This is a genomic window from Caballeronia udeis (assembly GCF_044909315.1).
Classification (GTDB): Bacteria; Pseudomonadota; Gammaproteobacteria; order Burkholderiales; family Burkholderiaceae; genus Caballeronia; species Caballeronia udeis_A.
Window position 1 is genome coordinate 18,563 of the sequence record NZ_JBIYEB010000013.1, and the last position, 21,146, is coordinate 39,708.

A 21,146-nucleotide genomic window follows, 5' to 3' on the forward strand; every position below is an offset into this window, starting at 1 on the left:
ACGAGATCCCGAACGCCATTAAAGGGGGGAGCGACATGGCAAAATTTGAAGAGCTCGGATGGTTGAACCAGCCCGAAACTTTTGAAATTCGTGGCAACGAGTTGTATGTTCGAACCGATGGCCAGACTGACTTCTGGCGCGAGACGTTCTATTCGTTCTGGCGCGACAGCGGGCATTTTGCTTATCAAACAGTGGAGGGCGATTTCACCGCGGAGGTCACGGTCCATGGCTGCTATGAGACCCTGTACGACCAGGCCGGCCTGATGGCGCGCCTTGGCGAGACACACTGGGTCAAGGCGGGTATCGAATACTCAGACGGACAGAGTTACTTCTCGGTGGTTGTCACCAATGACACGTCGGACTGGTCCTTGTCGAGAATCCCCGCTTTCCCTTCGGGACTGCGTCTGCGTCTGACGCGTCATGGTGAAGCAATCCGTGTTCAATATTTCGATGTCGAAAGTCAGTTGTGGCAGATAGTACGTCTCGCGTATTTACCTCGTTCGGCGGCCATCGATGTTGGAGTAATGTGCTGTTCGCCGGAGCGGGAAGGGTTCGAGGTGGTTTTTAGCGATTTCACAGTTGGACCCGCGATCGAGCGGCAACTGCATGATTGACAGGATCACTTAGCTTCTGAAGCTATCGTGTAGAAACATTGCCCACGAATTTTGCGCGGGGGCGTAAGAGGAACGCCTGTGTGCGCTGCTCCAGAATATGCGCCACCCAGCCGGCGGTTCGACTGAGAATCCAGATGGCGGTCGCGGAACCGTCCGGCATGCCGAGTGCACGCGACAGTGTCACCATGGCAATAGCTATGCCTGGATGGGCCTTCAGTCCCGCGCGCGCATTCTGCAGGAATTCGAGTGTGTTGCGTGTCCCCGCTCCCAGTTTGGGCAATGTGGCGACGAGCTCCAGGATCACGTCCGCGCGCGGATCGCCATCGGGATACATGGGATGGTTGAAGCCGAACAGACTGGCGCCGTATTCCTGCACGAGCGGAATACGCTGCGCAAGATCCTTCGCGGTGGTGGATTGCAGCAGCGCGGTCTCCACTTTCTGCGTAGCGGTCCCGGTCGAAAAACCGACGTGGGAGCCGATCGCTGCCGCCACGCAGTTGAACAGATCCGCATTCGTCGAAGCGGCGATACGCGCGGCGAAGGTGGCGGGGGCAAGCTCGTTGTCGGCGAGCACGATCATTGCACCGTTCAGCGCGCGCAGCGCTTCCGGTGACGGCTCCACCCGGCTGGCCCGCAAGATGAACGCGGCGAGCCCTTCCAGCGGACGCCGCACGGCGAACCGTCCCTTCGTTTGCAAACACCCGAGGCATCCGGCCATGGTCTGGATCAGCAGTCGCGCTGCTGTGACTGTCGTGCCGTCCGATATCTCGGCCGCGCCGCGTTCGCGCATGCCGAGCGCCAGGGCAACCATGCCGAGCAGGTTGCCAATGTCATTGCTTCGCAGTCCGTCAGGATACGACTGCAACAGGCGTTGCACATCTTGCGGAGTGTCGATACCGGACCACGAGGCGAAGTTGTCCTGCCACGTGCCCGTGAACAGCAATTGCGCGACCGATTCGAACGCCACGCCGGCACGCGCCATGTCTACCGCCGAACGATTTCGATAGATGGGGCCACCCGCGGTGATTTGCGTGATGGCCGAGGTGACGACCGGCGCGCCCCAGTGCATGGTGGATTCAGCCGTGGCCGACTGTGGCGGACGGCCGCGCTTGCGACTGCGCACCCGCTCCACGTCCGCGCGAAAATAGAGACTCCTGCGGCCATCCGGGTGAGGCGATGTCTTGATGAAGCCGCGGCTCACATAGGCGTACAGCGTGCCCTGCTTGATGTTGAGAATTTCAAGCACTTCGCTGCGTGTCATCAGGTCTTTCTGCATGGGCACTTGCCGTTGTCATCCAAAAATCAATAAATGATTGTACCGCCAGCATGCGGTGTTTCCTTACGTCCAGATGCTCACCCAAGCCCCAAAAAATTATCATATTGATTTGAATTATCAATCTTGAGAAATAGCTAACGCTACTTTACTGTTCGAGTGCGGGCTGACTCAGGCGGATGCGCAAGACGAAGGCCCAATCCAATCAAGGCGCAGGGAGACAAATATGCAGGATCTGAGGCGTGAATTCGAGCGGCGGGACGCGATCTTCGTGGACCGGACAGGTACCCAGGCTCGCGAGAACCGGTACTGGGAGCCGGTGGTCGTCACGCGTGAGGAGATTGATGCGGAGGTGGCGCGGCTTGCTGCATTGCCTGCGCCGGGCGACGGCCGCCGTCAGTCACTGATCGTTCATCCGGCAGCGCGTGACGGTTCACCGGGCCTCGCGCCCGGCATTCAGGTCATGCTGCAGGTACTGTTGCCCGGAGAGTCCACGGCGCCCATGCGTCACAACGCCACTGAGGTCAACTTCTGCATTCGTGGCAGCGGCAAGACGGTGGTGGCGGGGAGGACGGTTCAGTTCAAACAGTATGACGTATGGAATCATCCTTCGTACGTGATCTATTCGCACCACAACGACAGCAACGAAATTCAGGTGCGCCTGACCTATTCGAACATCGTGTTGCTGCAGCACATGGAGATCTATGTGCCGGACTACGAACCACTGCTCGTCGTCGACCGGGGCGAACCTGCACCGCAGCATGTGACCGATCCGAAGCGCACGAACCCGTATGGAATGTTCCCGATCGGCGATGACGGTGGCTTGCTGATGCCGTACGAAACGCTGATCAATCCGACAGCCGTGCAGTCGAACCCGCTTCATTTCCCGTGGGCGCAAGTCAAAGCCGAGCTCGACAAACTGGAAGCGCTTGGCAGCGACTATGTCGGCCGGCGCCTGTACATGATGTACAACCCGGTCACCGGCCGCACCAACGGCATCACGCCGAACTTCTTCGCGACCATGACGATCCGCCCGCCGAAGATCATCGACCGTCCGCATCGTCATGTGTCGGCCGCGATCAACTACTACTTCTCCGGGAGTGGCTACAGCATGGTGGCGGGTAACCGTTACGAATGGAAAGCGGGTGACCTGATGCTGTCGGCGCCGGGCTGGGCCGTGCATAACCATGCTTCGTACGACGACTATGTATACGAACTCACTATCCAGGACCAGCCGCTGAACATCTACATGGAATCGTTGCTGTGGCAGGAGAGCCTGAAGGAACCGGCGGCGCTGCTGGGAACGGAAAGCGGTTTCAGGACCAATCGTGAAAAGGCTATGGTGTAAAGGTAATGAACGATATGACACAAGCTCTCAAGGGTTCCATTACGCCGGTCATTACGCCGTTCAAGAACGGCGACGTCGACTATGAGACCTACGCACGATTGGTGGAATGGCAGATCGGCAACGGTGGCCACGGCGTGCTGGTGAACGGCACGACGGCAGAGCCAAGCACACTCTCGGTGAAGGAACGTAACCGTCTTGTCGACGTGGCGATCGAGGTGACGAACGGGCGTGTGCCGGTAGTGGCCGCGACGGGATCGCAGTCGCATGCCGAGACCATCGAGCTTACCGTGCACGCGGACAAGGCGGGTGCCGACGCGCTGCTGATCGTCACGCCGTACTACATCCGGCCGCCCCAGCGGGGTCTGGTCGAGTACTACGCCGATCTGGGAAGCCGCACCCGGAGACCGTTGATGATCTATCACATTCCCGGACGCGCCGGAGTCAACGCGGATCTTGCTACGGTCAAGGCGATCCGGGAGCGCGTGCCGCATCTGGTCGGCATGAAGCATGCTGTGAACGACATTGGGTTTGTCACACAGATGATCGATGCCTTCGGTGCGGACTGGCGCGTGTTCGTCGGACTCGAGGAACTGAGTTTCCCGATGCTCGCGGTCGGCGCCTGCGGTTTGATGAATGCGGTTGGCAATCTTGCACCGCGCAAAGTGGCGGACCTCTATGAGGCGGCGCAAAAGGGCGACATGGCGCAGGCGCGCAAGCTGCATTTCGAGTTATTCGAACTCAACCAGTCAGTGTTCTTCGACACTAATCCGATCCCGATCAAATACATGATGAAACGCATGGGGCTGATTGCGAACAACGAGCATCGTTTGCCGATGGTGCCGGCTACGCCCGAACTGGAGCAGCGGCTGGATTGGGTACTCGCGCGTGCCGGGCTGGTCGAGCGATAGAGCGGGCTTTCATTAATCGCGAGTACGCAATGACATCGGCAATTCAGGCGGTGCCGCACTGGACGGAATAACGGAGATGGGAGACCTGACAATCATGAACCACGCCATACCGCGCCTGGAGATGGACGAGCTTCGCGAGGACCTCGCGCGGTATCTCGGGCCGCGCGTCAAACGCCTCGGGTATCTGGGCGAGTTGTTCAAGTGTGCGGGCAATGCTCCCGACGTGATTCTCACCTTCATGCATTTCACCGACGCGCTAAAGGAGGCGTTACCCGACCGCCTGACGGAACTCGGTGCGCTGACTGTGGCCAGCTACATGGAGAACCGGTATGAGCGACATCAGCATGAACGGCTTAGCGAAAAGCTGGGGTTCCCGCGCGAATGGATCGCCGATGTGATCCGCCTCGAGCCGGAGTCGGCTACCACGCTCAGTGACCTTGAGAAAGCGGCGCAGACATACGCGCTCAAGGCGTTGCGAACGCGCGGACTGGATGTGGCGAAAGAATTCGCCGGGCTTGCCGAAGAGCTGCCGGCATCGGAAGCCATGGCCTTCGTGATGTTGATCGGCCGGTACGTCACACATGCGATGGTCGTCAACACGCTAGGGTTGAAACCACCCGTACCGTCAATCTTCGAATGAGTCGATCATGGCCGAACCCATCTGGATTTCCGAAAAGAACGTTGTCGAACTGATGAACCTGCCCGAGGCGATCGAGGCCCTTGAAAAGGGTCTGGCGCTCGAGGCGAACGGCGAAACCCAAAACATGGTGAAGACGCATGTTGCGTGGGACCACAACAACCTGCATGCAATCGGCGCCGCGTACCCCGGCGAGGGTTTCGTCGGAACAAAGACATGGGCGCATACCTCGGGCGGTGCTTGCCCGTTGCTGATCCTGTTCGACGCGCAGACCGGGCAGCTGGTTGCCATCATCGAGGCATTCGCGCTCGGACAGATGCGCACGGGTGGCATATCGGGCGTGGCGACGAAATGGCTGGCGCCGGAGAAAGCCGACGTACTCGCACTGATCGGCACCGGCAAGCAGGCGCTCGCGCAGCTTGCTGCCGTGCATGCAGTACGTCCGCTAAGGCAGGTCAGGGTATTCAGTCCGCGCGCGGAGAGCCGTCGCGCATTCATTGAGAAGGCGGGCGAACGCTTCGATATCGATCTGGTGGAATCAACGTCGGTTGAGCATGCGCTTGAGGGCGTACCAATGATCACCACGGTGACGCGTGCGACACAGGCATTTGTTCATGCGGCGGACGTGGCGCCGGGTGCTCATATCAACGCGGTGGGCGCTATCACGGGTGAGCGCGAGGAACTGGCGCAAGATGTGTTCGCGCGTTGCTCGCGTGCCGTTGTCGACGATCCTGCTGCGGCGCAACGTCTTTCGTCGGAGTTTATCCAGGCGTTCGGGACAGGCAATCGTAGTGGCCATGACTGGTCCAGGGTCTCGTCGCTAAGCAAGGTGATCGCGAGCGGGCGAAGAAGGGAGGCAGGCGATGACATCACTGTGTTCAAGGCGATGGGGATGGGTGTGTCGGATCTCGCGCTAGGCATTGAGCTGTATCGCCGGGCCACCGCGCGAGGCATGGGCCAGATGATCCCGCAACCGCAACGCAGCATGCCGCGCCTGACACGCTAACCTGCGGCCAGGTCATTTAGGTCATTCGAGTCATTTGATTCAGCGGGCCGCGAAAGAGCCTGCATTCAACTCAGCACGGCAATCGACAAGACCGTGCACGACCATCGGTTTCTGCCAGAGGAAAAAATGAAACCAGGAGACAAGGTCATCAACGTATCTCAACTCGTCGATGACACGCGATTCACCCGCCTGCAGTTTCTTGTAGTTGCGCTGTGCGCGCTCGTTGGTTTGCTTGACGGCGCAGACACGCAATCCATTGGCGTGGCGGCGCCGTTCATTGCCGGTTCGCTGGCGTTGAAAATCAGCAGTTTCGGACCGGTCTTCGCGGCGTCGCAACTTGGCGCCGCGATCGGCGCGCTGACCTTCGGCCCGCTTGCCGACCGCGTGGGCCGCAAGCTCGTGCTGGTCCTCGCCGTGGTGGTATTCGCGGTATTCACGCTCGCGACGATCTCGGTCAGTTCGCTTCCCGCGCTTATTGCCGTGCGGTTTTTCGCGGGCCTTGGACTGGGCGGAGCCACGCCCTGTTTCCTGACGCTGACTTCCGACTATTCGCCGCGCAAGCAGCGCGGCACGATCGCGACGATCATCTGGTCGGCGTACCCGTTGGGTGCCGCACTGGGCAGCTTCATGAACGCGTACATCCTGTCGCATCTCGGCTGGCGGGCGATTTTCTATATTGGCGGCGGACTGCCGTTGGCCGTCGCGGCGGTGTTGCTGGTGTTCCTGCCCGAATCGGTGCAATACCTTGCCGCTCGCGGCACGCATCCCGATCGGGTGAGGGTGATCTTGCGGCGCATGGGTCACGACATAGCGGACACAGGCGTGCAGTTCATCGTGGAGGGCAAGAAGCTGACGGGCGTGCCGATCAGGCACCTGTTCAGCGAGCGGCGCGGTGTAGCGACTGTGTTGTTGTGGATGGTCTTCCTGCTCGCCTTCGCCACGACCAACGTGATGGTGATGTGGACACCGACACTGCTGCATCGCAACGGTCTTGAACCGGCAGCCACTGCGATCGTGCTGGCATTCTTCAATCTCGGCGCATTCATTGGCATGGCGAGCGCGGGGCGGCTGGTCGATCGATTCGGTGCACCGCGGATGCTGTTCCCGGCGTTTATCGGCGCGGCGTTGTCGATCGCGGCGCTCGGCTCGGCTGGCACGCTGCCTCTCGCGATTGTGATCGGCACGCTGCTCGGGCTGACGATCGGCGTTGGCGGTGCGGGAGCGATCGCGGTGGCGTCCCTGCTCTATCCGCCGGCTATTCGCTCGACCGGCATCGGCTGGGGCATGGGTAACGCGCGCTTCGGCCAGTTCCTGTCGCCGCTGATTATCGGCGCGCTGTTGTCGGCCGGGTTCGCGACCGGGCAGATCCTGATTGCCGCCGCGTTGTTCCCCGGCTTCGCCGCCGTGTTCGTCGCGTTGCTGTGGCTCGAAGGCCTGCGTCGCGGGAAAACGCCCGCAACACCGCCCGAAACACCACCCGCCACTCGCCCGCATGGCAGCCACTAGACGAGTGCAAAATCCAACGAGGATTCCCGGTGAGGACAGCATGACGACGAGCCTGAGCGAAACAATCAAGCAACTGGTGACCGCCAATCACATCGTCGCCGACCAGGGCGTAGTGGACGGATTCGGTCATGTCAGTGTCCGGCACCCCGAACGCTCCGATCGTTTTCTTCTGTCCCGATCGATGGCACCCTCGAGAGTCGGGCCCGAAGACATCATCGAACACGATGAAAACGGCGCGCCGCTCGACGCCGGCGGCCGCGCGGTATACGTCGAGCGATTCATCCATGCCGAAACCTACCGCAGCCGTCCCGACGTCATGGCGGTGGTGCACAGCCACTCGCCATCGGTGATTCCGTTTTCCATTTCATCGGTGAAGCTGAGGCCGTGTTATCACATGGCCTCGTTCCTGAATGACACCGCGCGCTTCGAGATTCGCGAGCGTTTTGGCCGCGACACGGATCTGCTCATCAGTGATCCGGACAAGGGCCGCTACCTGGCTCGAGCGCTCGGCAATGCGAGCGTGGTATTGCTGCGCGGGCACGGCTCGGTGACGGTCGGGCGCGATCTGCCGGAGGCGGTCTTTCGCGCGGTCTATCTCGAACTCAATGCAAGAATTCAAACCAATGCGGTGGCGCTGGGTGGCAAGATCGAGTTCCTGACCGACGAGGAGGCGCACGCCGGAACCGAGGCCAACGCGGCCCAGACCGCTCGTCCGTGGGCCCTATGGTCCGAGCAGGCGCAGGCACGCCGGGCGATGCGCTGAGTCGGTACGAACTCGAAGCGGGGCGTCGCGGCCCCTCATCGCGCTCGGACGGCTGGACGGTGCTGCGCCAGGCTCCGCGCTCACTTCTATTAACTAATTAACTAATTAACTAACCCCTACGCCTGATCGATGCACACACGTCCACCGGCGGGTGAGCGAAGCTGCGTCCGTCAGGGCGCTGCGCTCATGTCGGTTTTTGACCTCTGTTGCCATCCAACCTCATTTGCCATTGCCCAATTGTTAAATCTCGCAACGTTCCCCCGTTTCATGCAGAGTTTCGGTAGACAAATTAAAAGGCTTATGCCAAAGTTTTATTAAGAACTTACCGGAACTTACCTTACATTACTCTGCGTAACGAAAAATGCACGTTGACGCAAACGTTTGCCGGTCATCAGTTCACATAGTGCGAAAAACGCTGTTGATGAAATAAACATGACGCTTGTAGTGCAGCACATGTGCGTATGCCATGTCGCGCTGGGCGCACGATCGAAGCACTCCATCGGGGAGCCGGTAATTATGAGTATTCCGGGCAGAACAGTGAAAAGTAGACGTTTGACAAACAAACGATCGCATTCAGATAGGCAATTGGCGCGCTTTCACGCCATTGTCATTAATACACCGTGGTCTTTCGGACCTTCATAAGGTAAACGCCCTCTGCGGTCTGCGCGGCCAGGATGCCAGAAAACAGGCACGCTCTGGCCGCTCTTCATTGACACCTTCTTCATGTGAATTTTCCAGGCATGAGGACGGCGCACGCCTGTAATTAGTATCTCTAAGTATTAATGCAGAACGAAAAAGAATGAAGTTCCCACACCACACCACACCACACCACACCACACCACACCACACCACACCACACCACACCACACCACACCACACCACACCACACCACACCAAAGCAACGCAACGCAACGCAACGCAACGCAACGCCAACACTTTCTTTGTGATTTTTATATGTAGTAATCCTTACAAAAAGTAAAGGCGAGCGTTCGCAATATCGAACAGGAAAAATATGAACAAGGTATATCGGTCGATCTGGAACAAGGCGCTTGGCGCCTTTGTAGCCGCCTCTGAACTGGACAGCTCGTGCGGGAAGGGCAGGTCGGGGGCGGGGGCCACCGTATGCGACGGGCGAAGCGATCAGCGTGATGGGCTCGGCGCTTCTACGCTGCACGGTCCTGATTCGCGCGTCCTGACCGTACTGTTGTTGATGGGCCTGGGCGGATGGGGCGCGCAAGCGCAGGCGCAGGTGAGCTGCTCTGCGGCACCCTACAACTTCTATAGCGGCAGCACCACGTGCGTGGGCTTTCAGTCCACAGCCTCTGGAGGCGGGGCCACTGCGCTAGGTTATGCCGCCAGCAGTACGGGACTTAATGCCTTGTCCATCGGCTTTCAAGCCATTGCGAGTGTTACCAACGCCATTTACGTGGGCGCGCGCACTGCCCCGGGTACCGGCGCGACCGCGGAGTCGGCGATTGGCATCGGTACGGATGTCACCGCTAGCGGCTCGGGCGCCATCGGTGTTGGCGTTGACGTTGTCTCGAGCGGCAACCTTTCGACCGCCGTCGGCCCCTCGGCTAAAGCAACTGGCGACAACGGCGTTGCACTGGGTGCGAGCGCCAGCGCCGCCGCGTCGGGAGCGGTCGCACTGGGCGGCGGGGCCACCGGTTCGCAAACCAACGGTATAGCCGTTGGCTCGGGAGCCAATGCCACCGGTGCCAACGCCGTTTATCTGGGAGCGCGCACTGCGGCGGGCACCGGTTCGACGGGGACGGCGTCCATTGCCATTGGCACTGACGTTACCTCTAACGCGGACTATGCCACCGCGATTGGCTTCGAGGCGGTGGGCAGCGGGCCTGCGGCGGTCGCAATGGGGTATACCGCCACTGCGTCCGGGACGCATGGTGTCGCTGTCGGCTTTCAGTCCATCGCCAGCGGCCTCAACGCGGTTTATCTTGGGCCGCGTACCGTCGCAGGCACGGGCGCAACGGCGGCGGGGGCGATTGGCATTGGCACGGATGTCACTGCTTCCGGTCCATCCTCGCTGGCTGCCGGCACAGTGTCCAAAGCCTCGGCACAGAATGCGGTGGCATTGGGGGCGGGCGCCGCCGCATCGGGGCTCAACGCGCTCGGCATGATGAACGGCTCCAGCGCCAGCGGTGCAAATGCGATAGCGTTGGGCGGAGCGGATTCCATCGCGGAAGGCGGCGCATCCGCCCCCGCGACGGTGGCGGGCGCCGCGGCGTCGGGCATTCGCGCCATTGCGATTGGTTCTGGTGCGAGCTCGGCTGGCTCCTCGTCCATTGCGATAGGCGATTCGGCTCAGGCGGGAACCAACACCAATGCCGTCGCCATGGGTACCTCCGCGACGGCTAACGCTACCAATGCTGCTGCCATAGGCAATGGCGCGCATGCGCTCGCCGCCTCCACGGTCGCCCTCGGCGACGGCAGCACCGTCGCCGCGGCGGCAGGCGCGGGTTCGTTCGCCGGCGGTCAGAATTCCCAGGTGCTTAGCGGGACGGGCGCGGTGGCGCTCGGTCAGGCGCAGACCGTCAGCGGCAACGGCGCCGTCGCGATTGGCGATCCTAATACAGCGACCGGCAATGGCGCGGTCGCCGTGGGAGCGAACAATACGGCCACGGGCAATGGTGCTGTGGCGCAAGGCAACGGCAATACCGCCAACGGGCAGGGCGCGGTCGCACTGGGCAACGCGAGCAACGCGACCGGTGCGAGCGCGCTTGCATTCGGCGATACAGCAGTAGCGAACCAGGCCGATGCGGTTGCACTGGGTGCGGGCGCGTCGGCCGGCAATGCGAAGGCGGTTGCGCTGGGCTCGGGCAGCACCACTGCTGCGGCGGTGGATACCGGCAGCGTCACGGTGGGCGGCGTGACGAGTACGGTGGCGGGCACTACGCCCGGCAGCACCGTGAGCGTGGGTTCGGCAGGCCAGGAACGCACGATTACCAACGTCGCGGCTGGCCGTGTGAGCGCAACCAGCACGGACGCGGTGAACGGCAGCGAACTGTATGCGACGAACCAGGCGGTCAACAACCTGACCACCGGCGCCGCAGGCCCGTTTGTATCCAACAGCTCGGTGACCTCGACACAGCCGGTATCGTCGGGGGCGAACGCGGCTGCCGGCGGCTTCGGCGCCGTTGCAACGGGTGCGGCCTCGTTGGTGGTCGGCAATCAGGCAACCGACAATGGGGTCGCTGACTCCACCGTGCTGGGCCAGGGTGCGAGTATCACCAGCGGCGTGACCGGCTCGAACGTGGCGCTGGGCCAGGGCGCGTCGGTGACCTCTGCCGCGGTGCCGACAGCCAGCGGCACGATCGACGGCACCACGTTTAGCTACGCGGGCGGCACGCCCGCCGGCGTGGTCAGCGTCGGCACGTCGGCGGCGCCGCGTCAGATAACCAATGTGGCGGCAGGCCGCGTGACCGCGGCGAGCACGGATGCGGTGAACGGCTCGCAGTTATTCGCTGCCGATACGGCGATCACGACGGTGGGCACACAGGTAACGAACCTGGGCGACAGCATGGCGTCGAGCCTCGGGGGCAGCAGCACCTACGACAGCACGACGGGTGCGCTGACCACCGGCCTGAACTACGGCGGCAACACCTATACGTCGGTGCAGAATCTTGTCAACGCGATCACCGGCGGCGGCACGACGCCGGGCATCAAGTACTTCCATGCGAACTCGACGGCGCCGGACAGCCAGGCGCTTGGCGCCAACAGCGTCGCGATCGGCCCGAACGCGGTTGCCAATAACGCAGGCGATATAGCGTTGGGCTCGGGCTCGCAGACCGCTGCGGCAGTGCCCACCTCGAGCGCGACGATCAACGGTACGGTCTACAACTTCGCCGGCGCCACTCCGGCCAGCGTGGTGAGCGTAGGCGCGGCAGGCGCCGAGCGTCAGATCACGAACGTGGCGGCAGGGCAACTCGACAGTGCGAGCACGGACGCGGTGAACGGATCACAACTGTTCGCCACCGACCAGGCAGTCAATACCCTGTCCGCCACGGTGACGGCCAACAAGACGCACTACTACAGCGTCAACGACGGCGGTATCCAGGGTACCAACTACGCTGACGACGGCGCCACCGGCACCGGTTCCCTGGCTGCGGGTGTAGGCGCCCTGGCTTCGGGGGTGAGCAGTACGGCAACGGGCAATGGTGCACAGGCGCAGGCGGACAACGCGCTTGCACTCGGAGCGCAAGCGACTGCCTCGGTGGCTGGCGGCGTGGCTATCGGATCGGGATCGGTCTCGAGTCGCGCGGTTCTGCCCGGCACAGGGTCCATCGCCAATGGCTCGCACTCGATTCCGTTCAATACGTCCGATCAGACTTTGTTGGGTGCGGTGTCCTTTGGCAGCGGCACGTCCTATCGCCAGTTGACCAACGTGGCCGACGGCACGCAGGCGCAGGATGCGGTCACCATCAGGCAGCTTGCCGGCGCACTCTCGTCGTTCGCCGTAACGGGGCAGTTGTACTTCCACGCGAATTCGACTGCGGCCGATTCGCTGGCGATCGGAGCCCAGTCAATTGCGGTGGGGCCGACGACCGTCGTCAACGGCGACAACGGGGTCGGTGTCGGCAACGGGGCCGTGGTCGATGCGACGGCGCCCGGCGGGATCGCAATCGGTCAGCAAACGCAATCGGCCGCGGCAGACGCAATTGCACTCGGCAGCGGCGCGGTCGCGAGCGGTGCACAGTCACTCGCGCAAGGCGCGAACGCGAATGCCGCCAACCAGGGCGGTATTGCCTTGGGTTCAGGCGCGCAAAGCAGCGCCACGGACGCGGTGGCGCTTGGCGCAGGCGCGAACTCGACCTTCGCCAATAGCGTGGCGCTGGGCAGCGCTTCAACAACGGCCGCAGCGGTGGCGACTACAGGCGACACGATCAACGGCACGGCATACACCTATGCCGGGACTGCACCCACGAGCACGGTGAGCGTGGGCAGCGCAGGCAACGAGCGCACGGTGACCAACGTGGCGGCCGGCCGGGTGAGTGCCACCAGCACCGATGCAGTGAACGGCTCGCAGTTGTATGCGACCGATCAGGCAGTCGACAGTCTGTCCACGACGGTAGCCGCCAACAAGACGCACTACTACAGCGTCAACGATGGCGGTACTCAGGGCGCAAACTATAACGACGACGGTGCGACTGGTGTGAACGCCCTTGCGGCAGGCGCGGCCGCCAGTGCGACAGGCACGAACAGCACGGCCTTGGGCCAGGGCGCAGTGGCAAATAACGTCAATGCTGTTGCGCTTGGCAGCGGTTCGACGACAGCGGCGGCGGTTGCGACCACCGGCGACACCATCAACGGCACGGCATACACGTACGCCGGTACCACGCCGACGAGCACGGTGAGCGTGGGCAGCGCAGGCAACGAGCGCACGGTGACCAACGTGGCAGCGGGCCGGGTGAGTGCCGCCAGCACCGACGCGGTGAACGGCTCGCAGTTATACGCGAGTGACCAGGCGATCAACAGCCTTGCGACCACGGTGGCAGCCAGCACGACGCATTACTACAGCACTAACGATGGAGGTACACAAGGCGGCAACTACAACAACAACGGGGCCACCGGCATCAACGCGCTGGCGGCCGGCGTGAATGCCGCGGCGAGCGGGGCAGGCAGCTTTGCCGGCGGCAACGGCGCGCAGGCACAGGCGGATAATTCACTGGCGCTGGGCCAGCAGGCGAGCGTTTCCGTGGCCGGAGGGGTCGCTATCGGCTCGGGGTCGGTATCCGATCGCGCCGTCCTGTCGGGCATTGGTTCAATTGCGAATGGCACTCACGCGATTCCCTTCAATACTTCCGATCAAACTCTGCTCGGGGCGGTATCGGTCGGCAGTGCTACAGGAAATACGTATCGCCAGTTGACCAACGTTGCCGACGGCACGCAGGCGCAGGATGCGGCCACGATCAGGCAGCTTGCCGGCGCGCTCTCGTCGTTCGCCGTGACCCCGACACTGTACTTCCACGCGAACTCGACAGCGGCTGACTCGCTGGCCGTGGGCGCGCAGTCGATCGCAGTCGGCCCGACAACCGTTGTCAACGGTGATAACGGCGTAGGTATCGGCAACGGCGCTGTGGTGGACTCAACCGCTCCCGGTGGAGTCGCAATCGGCGAGCAAGCGAATTCTGCCCAGGCGGACGCAATCGCAATCGGCAGCGGTGCAGTCGCGAGCGGCGCGCAGTCGCTTGCACAAGGAGCCAACGCAAAAGCTGCGAACGCGGGTGGAGTCGCCTTGGGTTCAGGTGCGCAAAGCAGTGCTATCGATGCGGTCGCCATTGGCGCAGGCGCAAGTGCAACCTTTGCAAACAGCGTGGCCCTGGGTGCGGGTTCTGTCACGACCGTCGGTGCGTTGAGCAATTACATCGCGTACGGGCTCAGCACTCCGCAGTCTTCGGCGGGAGAAATCAACGTCGGCAATCGGCAGATTACAGGCGTTGCCGCAGGGAAGGCGGGTACCGATGCGGTGAACGTAAGCCAGCTTGATGCGGTTGCCACGCAATTGACCTCGCTGATAAATAATCAAAGCGGGGGCAGCGGCGGCTTTCCGTCGACACCGGGTTTTTCTGGGTCAGGCTCTTCCACGCCACCCGCGTCCACCGGATCAAATTCGTCCGCAGGCGGGCAGGGCGCGGCCGCCTCCGGCCCTAACAGCACGGCGGTAGGCAACTCCTCCACAGCGTCGGCGAATGGATCCACTGCCGTGGGGCAGGGAGCGACATCGACCGGCAGCAACTCTGTTGCGATCGGTGCAGGCAGTGACGACGGAGGACGCGCAAACGTGGTATCGGTGGGTTCAGCCGACACGCCGAGACAAGTTGCCAATGTTGCCGCCGGCACGGCACCTACGGACGCCGTCAATGTCCAGCAGTTGAATTCGGGCGTCTCCAGCGCCGTTGCGCAGGCAAACAGTTATACAGACAGTCAAATTCAAGGGCTGCGACGTGACGCGGACGCCGGAGCCGCAACGGCAATGGCCGTCGCCGGATTGCCGCAACCGTCCGGTCCCGGAAAGAGCATGGTGGCGATTGCCGGCAGCATTTATAGAAGTCAATCGGGGCAGGCGATTGGAATTTCTACCATCTCGGAAAACAACCACTGGATCTACAAGGCGGCGGTGTCGACGAACACGCGCAACAACTATGGTGCGGTCATTGGCGCAGGTTACCAATGGTGATCACAAGAACGCGGCTTCCAATAGGCATCGCTACCCGTAACTGCTGCCGGCGTATAGCGGATGTCCTGCCAACAAATATTCGATACGAGGCACAGAAATGAAAAATCAACGGGTTCTTGCGATGTTCTCCAGTTTTGTCGCAGCGGTGATGCTTGGCGGCTGTGCGACTGCCGAATCTCCTCCGACGTTTCCGGATCCTCAATCAACGACGCTGACAGGCGGTACATTCGTCAATGTGGACAATCTGCGAAACGTCGGCCCCGGGCTGACCAAGGACCAGATGTATGACCTGCTTGGGCCGCCGCATTTCCATGAGTGGTTCGTTGGCGCTCACGTGTGGAACTACCTGTTTGATTTCCGCCGGGGAAATGAGGTCGTAACCTGTCAGTATCAGGTTCAGTTCGATAGCCATATGAAAGTGAGCGGTACCTATTGGCGTGACCCGTCCTGCGCCGGTTTTATCGAACCCACAACGCTGACAACGTCCGCACCCGTTGAGTCGGGGACTGCGCCCGTCGAGCAATTTACGCTGCAGAGCGACACGCTATTTTCATTCGATAAATCTAGTCTGGACTCCATGCTGCCCGAGGGAAAGGCAACACTCGACAAAGCAATCGAGCGAATCAAGACCCGCGAAGGCGTGAACGAAATCACGGTGGTCGGCTACACCGACAGGATAGGTTCCGCGGCTGTCAATGAGCGACTATCGCTTGCACGAGCGAATACCGTACGTGCCTATCTCATCGCCCACGGATTGGACGGCAGCGTTATCCGCACGGAAGGTGTGGGCTCCAGTCAGCCGATATCGCATTGTCCCGATGGGACTTCGCGTGCAGTCATCGCGTGCCTGCAGTCGGATCGGCGAGTGTCGATCGTGGTGGTGAAAGGGTAATGAATGACGCTTGTGGACACGATGCGGATTTGCGGTGATTTCGGAGTACCGATGACTTTCGCATAACTCATGGAGCCAATCACTATAGCTTGCGGATTGGGCGGGCGTTGGTGATTTACCGGGCAGCAGCTATTTTGTAGAGGTGCGGCCGGGCAAGAAGGAGTCGGGTCTGTCGCGTGCTTTCGCAGAATGGATTGTCGTTCAGGCGGGTATGTAGCCGTTTATGGGGACGCGGCGCAAACCTGCCCCTGCCTAGGCGGGATGTCCATCCCGGCTATGAACGAGTCGCGGAAATCCCCTTCCATAGTCGGCTAAGCGGCCGTGGGCACTTTGCATGATCGATGCGGCGTTGGTCGCCGGCAGTGCCAAGGGCTTTAGCTATAAGCGCTTGAGTGCCCACTGAACAGCGAGAGATACCGAGCCGTCGAACTCCTGGAAATCCCCGTTCGACCAGCGGCGGGACACACGCTCCAGTGTTTGATAACCGCGGCGGGCACTTCGCAGTCAACTGGCGCTCCTTGAGCGACCCGGCACGCGCGACTGCCTGTCGACGTGTCCCGAGCGCGATTCGGCTTGCCTGGTCTGGCCCGCAGGCTTCTGCTTGTGGAAGACGAGTTCCTCGACCGTTTGCCAGTAGGCATCGGCCGTGGCGGGATCTGATGCGGAAACATTTGCGGTCGCCTGCATTTCCGGGCCGAAGCCAGAAAGGGTCGACGTCAGGCTGATTAACAGATAGTGGAAAATGATGGGCTCGCCTGGTGGCAACGCACCTTCATCTTGTGCGGCGCGAATCTGTGGCAGCAGCCAGTTGATCAGTGGCTTGAGCACCGTGTCCGCGAGCCACTGCAGCCTCGGGCTATATCCGAGGGACTCCTGGTGCATGAAGCGATGAAACTCAGGATAGTCGACTGTGAATCTGAAAAGCGCCTTGTATACCGCTCGCACACGCTCCGCGGCGCTTCCGGTTAGCGTATCTGCCAGATGGATGTCCCATTCGTGACGGATACGTTCGAAAACATGTTCAGCTACCGCACGCCATAGAATATCTTTGGAGCGGTAATGATAGGTGATGAGCGGGTGCTGTAATCCGACTCGGTCGGCGATGCTCCGGATGCTTGCAGCCTCAAAACCCTTTGCGGCGAATTCCGTGAGCGCCGCGTTCAGGATCGCGGCCCGCGTTTCCTGCGCACGCTGCTGTTCGGCGCGCTGGAGTTCAACTGGACGGCCGTTGCTACCGGAGTTCTTGCTAACCTTACGTTGCGCCATTCTGGTCCCTCGAACAGGAAATTTTGTTGCTGCAGCACGCTCGCCCTGAGGCTCGGCAAGATGGCGTTTGGTACTGTCTTCCATAAACTGCCTTAGATGCCTGCATTGCGAGCACGGCAGTAAAACTATACAAAAGTATAATACAAGGGGCTATGCGTCCTGCTCTTCTGAGAGCCGGCCCCGGTCCTCCGTGGGTGAACTTCGCGGCCTTGTTAGAAAGAAGCATTTGTGAACAGCAAATGTCGTGGACGTGCAACCATCCCCAGCGATACGTATTCTTGCGCGCTAGCGTTCGCCTGGCGCCTTCCCGCCAGCACAATCATCGGATGAAATCCGCGCAAGCGTCTAACGAGTCTCGATCTCTGCAGGAGCATTTTCGGACAAGTAAGCAAGGAAACCAGCACACTTGTTAAATTTAACGGAAGTAAAATATAATAATCTCTTCGATACGAGGAAAACCTCAACGTAGTGCCCGGGGCCGGCGGTTGGTTGATTGACCACTAAATTCGAGGCGCCAGCCGCAGGGCGACCATAGGTGCATAGACGCACTCGAACGCAGCTGAATTCCTTGAATGCAGGATTCGCCAAATGCAGAGCAACATTACCTTAACCTCTCATGACGATCTCGCTGTCATCACCATGGGAAACGAAGCTCGGGCAAACTCGATCGATCTTGAGTTCTGCGATGCCATGTTGAGGGCTCTCAGCGAGATTGAGGCGCAGGATAAACATCGTGCAGTCGTTTTGCGTGCCACTGGGCGAATATTCTCGAGCGGAGGAAACCTGGTTCAGATCCTGGGCGGACTGCACAGATCCGATAGCTTTCTCGAAACGCTGATCAGTGCGCTTAACTCAGTCATTCTGGCGCTACGGCGTTTGCCAGTTCCTGTGATCGCGAGTGTGCAGGGCGCTGCCGCAGGTGCGGGTTTCTCGTTAGCGATGGCGTGTGACCTGGTCGTAGCTTCACGTTCGGCTCGCTTTGTCGTCGGATACGGCAAGCTTGGTACCTCGACCGACGGAGGACTTTCTTTCCATTTGGCGCGCCGCCTTGGGGTGGCACGTGCCCTGCAACTTCTGCTGGTGACGAATTCGCTGAGTGCGGAGGAAGCGACTTCATTGGGTCTTGTGCAATGTCTTGCTCACCCGCCAGCGCTGGAAGAGGCCACCCTCACTATGGCACGAGATGTTATGGACTTGCCGCCATCGGCGGTCAGAGAGATGAAATCGCTCGTGAGCCAGGCATCGGAGCACGGACTTGCACAACATCTCGAGGACGAGAAGCGCGCATTTCTGAGGTGTGCCTCGAGCGAAACGTTCCATCAACGAGTTGCCGAGTTCGTTGAGCGATCGCATTCGCCAGGGAACTTGCCCGGCTGAAGGCGGAGGGTCAATCCGCGGAAGGCTTATCGCTCGGGTCTTACGCGGTGTGGTGCACTGCTTCAGGCGATTTCGGCGCCGCCCCGTCTGGCGGGCGTACGGAATTGAAAATGGTCAATCGCAAAAATTGAGTGCACGCCTTGCTAATTTTGTAGTACGAATCATATTCTTGAAAACCGGATATGACCGTGAGGTAAGTTTCGCCCGAGAATCCGGTGGCATGTTTTCCCGCCGGAGAGGCAGCGGCCGACGATGCAATTCTACTGAAGGCCGGTCTGGAATCGGCGATCTGGCGGAAGATGCCGGCGAGCTTTTGCTTCATGGCAGAAAGGCACTGCGCTAGCTGGGCCTTCCCGACAAAAATGGCGGCATTGACAATTTCGTATCTCACTTACGCCCGGGCGCTGTTCGTCTTGCAAACTGTACGACTGTGAAGTATAGTGATTTTGACAACGTGCATCGTCACAGGGCGGCGGACGCGAAGTTCGGCATTCGAAAGCAAGAACGGCTTTCGGATGCGGCAGCGACCGCACGCTAAAGCCGAACGTACCAACAAATCTGGAGGGGACATGATTGAAGAACGCGACGTCATCGTCACGATGCGGGATGGAACTCGTCTCGCAGTCGACGTCTATCGGCCGGATGGGAAGGGGAAGTATCCGGTTCTTTATGCTTCGGCTCTGCACAATAAGGATATTCAAGGACCGGACATCGCCGACGTGCTGCCTCCGCAACCCGCACATGCGCCGTTGTGGTTCGGGCCAATAGAAGCCGGTGACACTCGCCGCTTCATTGCGAACGGCTACGTGCACGTCATTGCGCAGCCGCGAGGCTCGGCCAAGTCGGAAGGTCACTATGGTGAAGAGAACACCGATCATTACGACATGATCGAGTGGATCACTCAACAACCGTGGTCAGACGGCAAAGTCGGGATGGTGGGCATTTCGGGTTTTGCGGGGGAGCAATGGCGCGCGGCCGCGCAGGGACATCCAGCGCTCAAGGCGATCTTCCCTTATGACGCCTGTAGCGCATACGGAGGCATGTTCGGGTTTCGGGATTTCAATCCGGGCGGTGTCATTCATACCTTCCCGTACTTGCTCGATGTTTTCAGCACCGTGCATGAGTCGCGTGGTGTGCCTGGGCCACTACCTGATGAGCAGGAGGAGCTCTGGCGCATAGCCATGCGTAATCCCGACTACAAGATGTACATCAACCTCTTCAACATTCTGACGCAGAAGGGTCAGCGCACGTGGGTGATGTACCACATCATGACGAACCCCTGGGAGCCGGACGGGACAGTCGAGCGAGCCGAAGAAGTCTTCAAGTCCATCAAGGTGCCGTTCTATACAGGGTCCGGTGCCTATGCTTACACATATAAATTGCATTGGCTAGGTGCTCAGCACTACTTCGGAAACGTCAAGCAACCGCGCAAGCTTGTTTTTACCGGGCCTGCACATCTGGAGCGACCTTTCCACCAGTATCACGACGAGGTCATTCGCTGGTACGACTACTGGCTCAAAGGTGTTGATACCGGCATCATGGATGAGCCGCCGGTTCGTTACTGGGTCATGGGCGCCAACGAATGGCGCACGGGCGGCGACTGGCCTTTGCCCGAAACTCAATGGGTGAAGTATTACCTGGGTGGCTGGGAGCAGCTTTCCACAGACGCACCCCGACCCTCGTCCGAGGTCGGCAATGCGCATCGGGAACCCGATGTCTTTACGCAAATGCCGCTTAAGAAAACCACCAAGGTTGAGCGGTTACGCTATATGACGGAGCCGCTTCCCCACGACGTGCTGGTGGCGGGTCCGATCGCACTCACGCTCTACGCAGAGATCGATCAGCCGGATACTAACTGGTTCGTCATCCTCAAGGATGTGGGTCCGGATGTCTCGGTCGTTACGGCGCGCGTTGGTGAACGAACCATTCCCGAGACGTTGCCGGAACGCGAATTGACACGTGGTTGGCTGAAAGCCTCATACAGGGCAACGGATCCTGATCGATCCACGCCTGCAGAACCCTTCTACAAGTTGACGAAGGATTCGATCGAGCCGGTGACACCCGGCGAGATTGTCAAGTATGAGATCCAGGTGCTGGCGACGGCCAACCAGTTCAAGGCCGGTCATCGAATCTGTATCGAGATATGCAGTCTTGACGTACCTACCGGAACGGGTGCAATGACCGATGTCGAGTACATCCCATATCACGTATGCAGTAGCAATACAGTCACTCACAAGATTTACCGCGACGCGGACCGCCCTTCACATCTGCTGCTTCCCGTCATTCCAATGAATGGGCCTCGGCCTTGAGTAGCCGATTCTTGAAGGGCATCGCTGGTGCCCGGTGTATTTGACCGACAAC

Annotated in this window: 14 protein-coding genes; 11 read left to right on the plus strand and 3 right to left on the minus strand. The window is 60.5% G+C overall.

Annotated features, from left to right (window positions below; genetic code table 11):
• Nucleotides 1-35: 35 nt before the first annotated feature.
• On the plus strand, nt 36-614 hold the full coding sequence (locus tag ABH944_RS20975) for a DUF1349 domain-containing protein (RefSeq protein ID WP_404608748.1): 579 nt from the start codon (nt 36-38) through the stop codon (nt 612-614).
• A 22-nt stretch (nt 615-636) separates the two neighbouring features.
• Here ABH944_RS20975 and ABH944_RS20980 read toward each other — a convergent pair whose 3' ends face one another.
• Complete coding sequence (locus ABH944_RS20980) at nt 637-1,890, minus strand: citrate synthase family protein (RefSeq protein ID WP_404608747.1); 1,254 nt, start codon at nt 1,888-1,890, stop codon at nt 637-639.
• A gap of 223 nt (nt 1,891-2,113) precedes the next feature.
• On the opposite strand from ABH944_RS20980, the gene ABH944_RS20985 reads away from it, so the two are divergent.
• The 8 genes from ABH944_RS20985 to ABH944_RS21020 all read left to right on the plus strand — a co-directional run bounded on the left by ABH944_RS20985 (nt 2,114) and on the right by ABH944_RS21020 (nt 16,142).
• Nucleotides 2,114-3,235 carry a cupin domain-containing protein gene (locus ABH944_RS20985; protein ID WP_404608746.1) on the plus strand — a complete coding sequence of 374 codons (1,122 nt, stop codon included), beginning with the start codon at nt 2,114-2,116 and terminating at the stop codon, nt 3,233-3,235.
• Between the two features lie 14 nt (nt 3,236-3,249).
• Entirely contained in the window at nt 3,250-4,143 is an 894-nt protein-coding gene (gene dapA, locus ABH944_RS20990) for a 4-hydroxy-tetrahydrodipicolinate synthase (RefSeq protein WP_404608744.1), read from the plus strand.
• Nucleotides 4,144-4,237: 94 nt separating this feature from the next.
• On the plus strand, nt 4,238-4,783 hold the full coding sequence (locus tag ABH944_RS20995; protein WP_404608743.1) for a hypothetical protein: 546 nt from the start codon (nt 4,238-4,240) through the stop codon (nt 4,781-4,783).
• A 7-nt stretch (nt 4,784-4,790) separates the two neighbouring features.
• The gene (locus tag ABH944_RS21000; RefSeq protein WP_404608741.1) at nt 4,791-5,786 is read left to right on the plus strand and encodes an ornithine cyclodeaminase family protein; all 996 of its coding nucleotides are present in this window, start codon (nt 4,791-4,793) and stop codon (nt 5,784-5,786) included.
• 126 nt (nt 5,787-5,912) lie between these two features.
• Nucleotides 5,913-7,292 (plus strand): MFS transporter, encoded by a 1,380-nt coding sequence (locus tag ABH944_RS21005; RefSeq protein WP_404608740.1) that lies wholly within the window; start codon nt 5,913-5,915, stop codon nt 7,290-7,292.
• Nucleotides 7,293-7,332: 40 nt separating this feature from the next.
• The gene (locus ABH944_RS21010) at nt 7,333-8,055 is read left to right on the plus strand and encodes a class II aldolase/adducin family protein (protein WP_404608738.1); all 723 of its coding nucleotides are present in this window, start codon (nt 7,333-7,335) and stop codon (nt 8,053-8,055) included.
• A 1,012-nt stretch (nt 8,056-9,067) separates the two neighbouring features.
• Nucleotides 9,068-15,250 (plus strand): ESPR-type extended signal peptide-containing protein, encoded by a 6,183-nt coding sequence (locus ABH944_RS21015; RefSeq protein WP_404608737.1) that lies wholly within the window; start codon nt 9,068-9,070, stop codon nt 15,248-15,250.
• Between the two features lie 97 nt (nt 15,251-15,347).
• The gene (locus ABH944_RS21020) at nt 15,348-16,142 is read left to right on the plus strand and encodes an OmpA family protein (RefSeq protein WP_404608736.1); all 795 of its coding nucleotides are present in this window, start codon (nt 15,348-15,350) and stop codon (nt 16,140-16,142) included.
• Nucleotides 16,143-16,646: 504 nt separating this feature from the next.
• Here the strand turns inward: ABH944_RS21020 and ABH944_RS21025 are convergent.
• Nucleotides 16,647-17,492: a TetR/AcrR family transcriptional regulator gene (locus ABH944_RS21025; protein WP_404608734.1), complete on the minus strand. Its 846-nt coding sequence runs from the start codon at nt 17,490-17,492 to the stop codon at nt 16,647-16,649.
• A 504-nt stretch (nt 17,493-17,996) separates the two neighbouring features.
• On the opposite strand from ABH944_RS21025, the gene ABH944_RS21030 reads away from it, so the two are divergent.
• Nucleotides 17,997-18,785 (plus strand): enoyl-CoA hydratase/isomerase family protein, encoded by a 789-nt coding sequence (locus ABH944_RS21030; RefSeq protein WP_404608732.1) that lies wholly within the window; start codon nt 17,997-17,999, stop codon nt 18,783-18,785.
• 40 nt (nt 18,786-18,825) lie between these two features.
• Here ABH944_RS21030 and ABH944_RS21035 read toward each other — a convergent pair whose 3' ends face one another.
• Nucleotides 18,826-19,176 carry a hypothetical protein gene (locus ABH944_RS21035; protein WP_404608731.1) on the minus strand — a complete coding sequence of 117 codons (351 nt, stop codon included), beginning with the start codon at nt 19,174-19,176 and terminating at the stop codon, nt 18,826-18,828.
• 178 nt (nt 19,177-19,354) lie between these two features.
• Between ABH944_RS21035 and ABH944_RS21040 the strand changes: the two genes are divergently transcribed.
• A complete protein-coding gene (locus tag ABH944_RS21040; protein WP_404608729.1) occupies nt 19,355-21,094 on the plus strand; it encodes a CocE/NonD family hydrolase in 1,740 nt (579 codons plus the stop codon).
• Nucleotides 21,095-21,146: the final 52 nt, after the last annotated feature.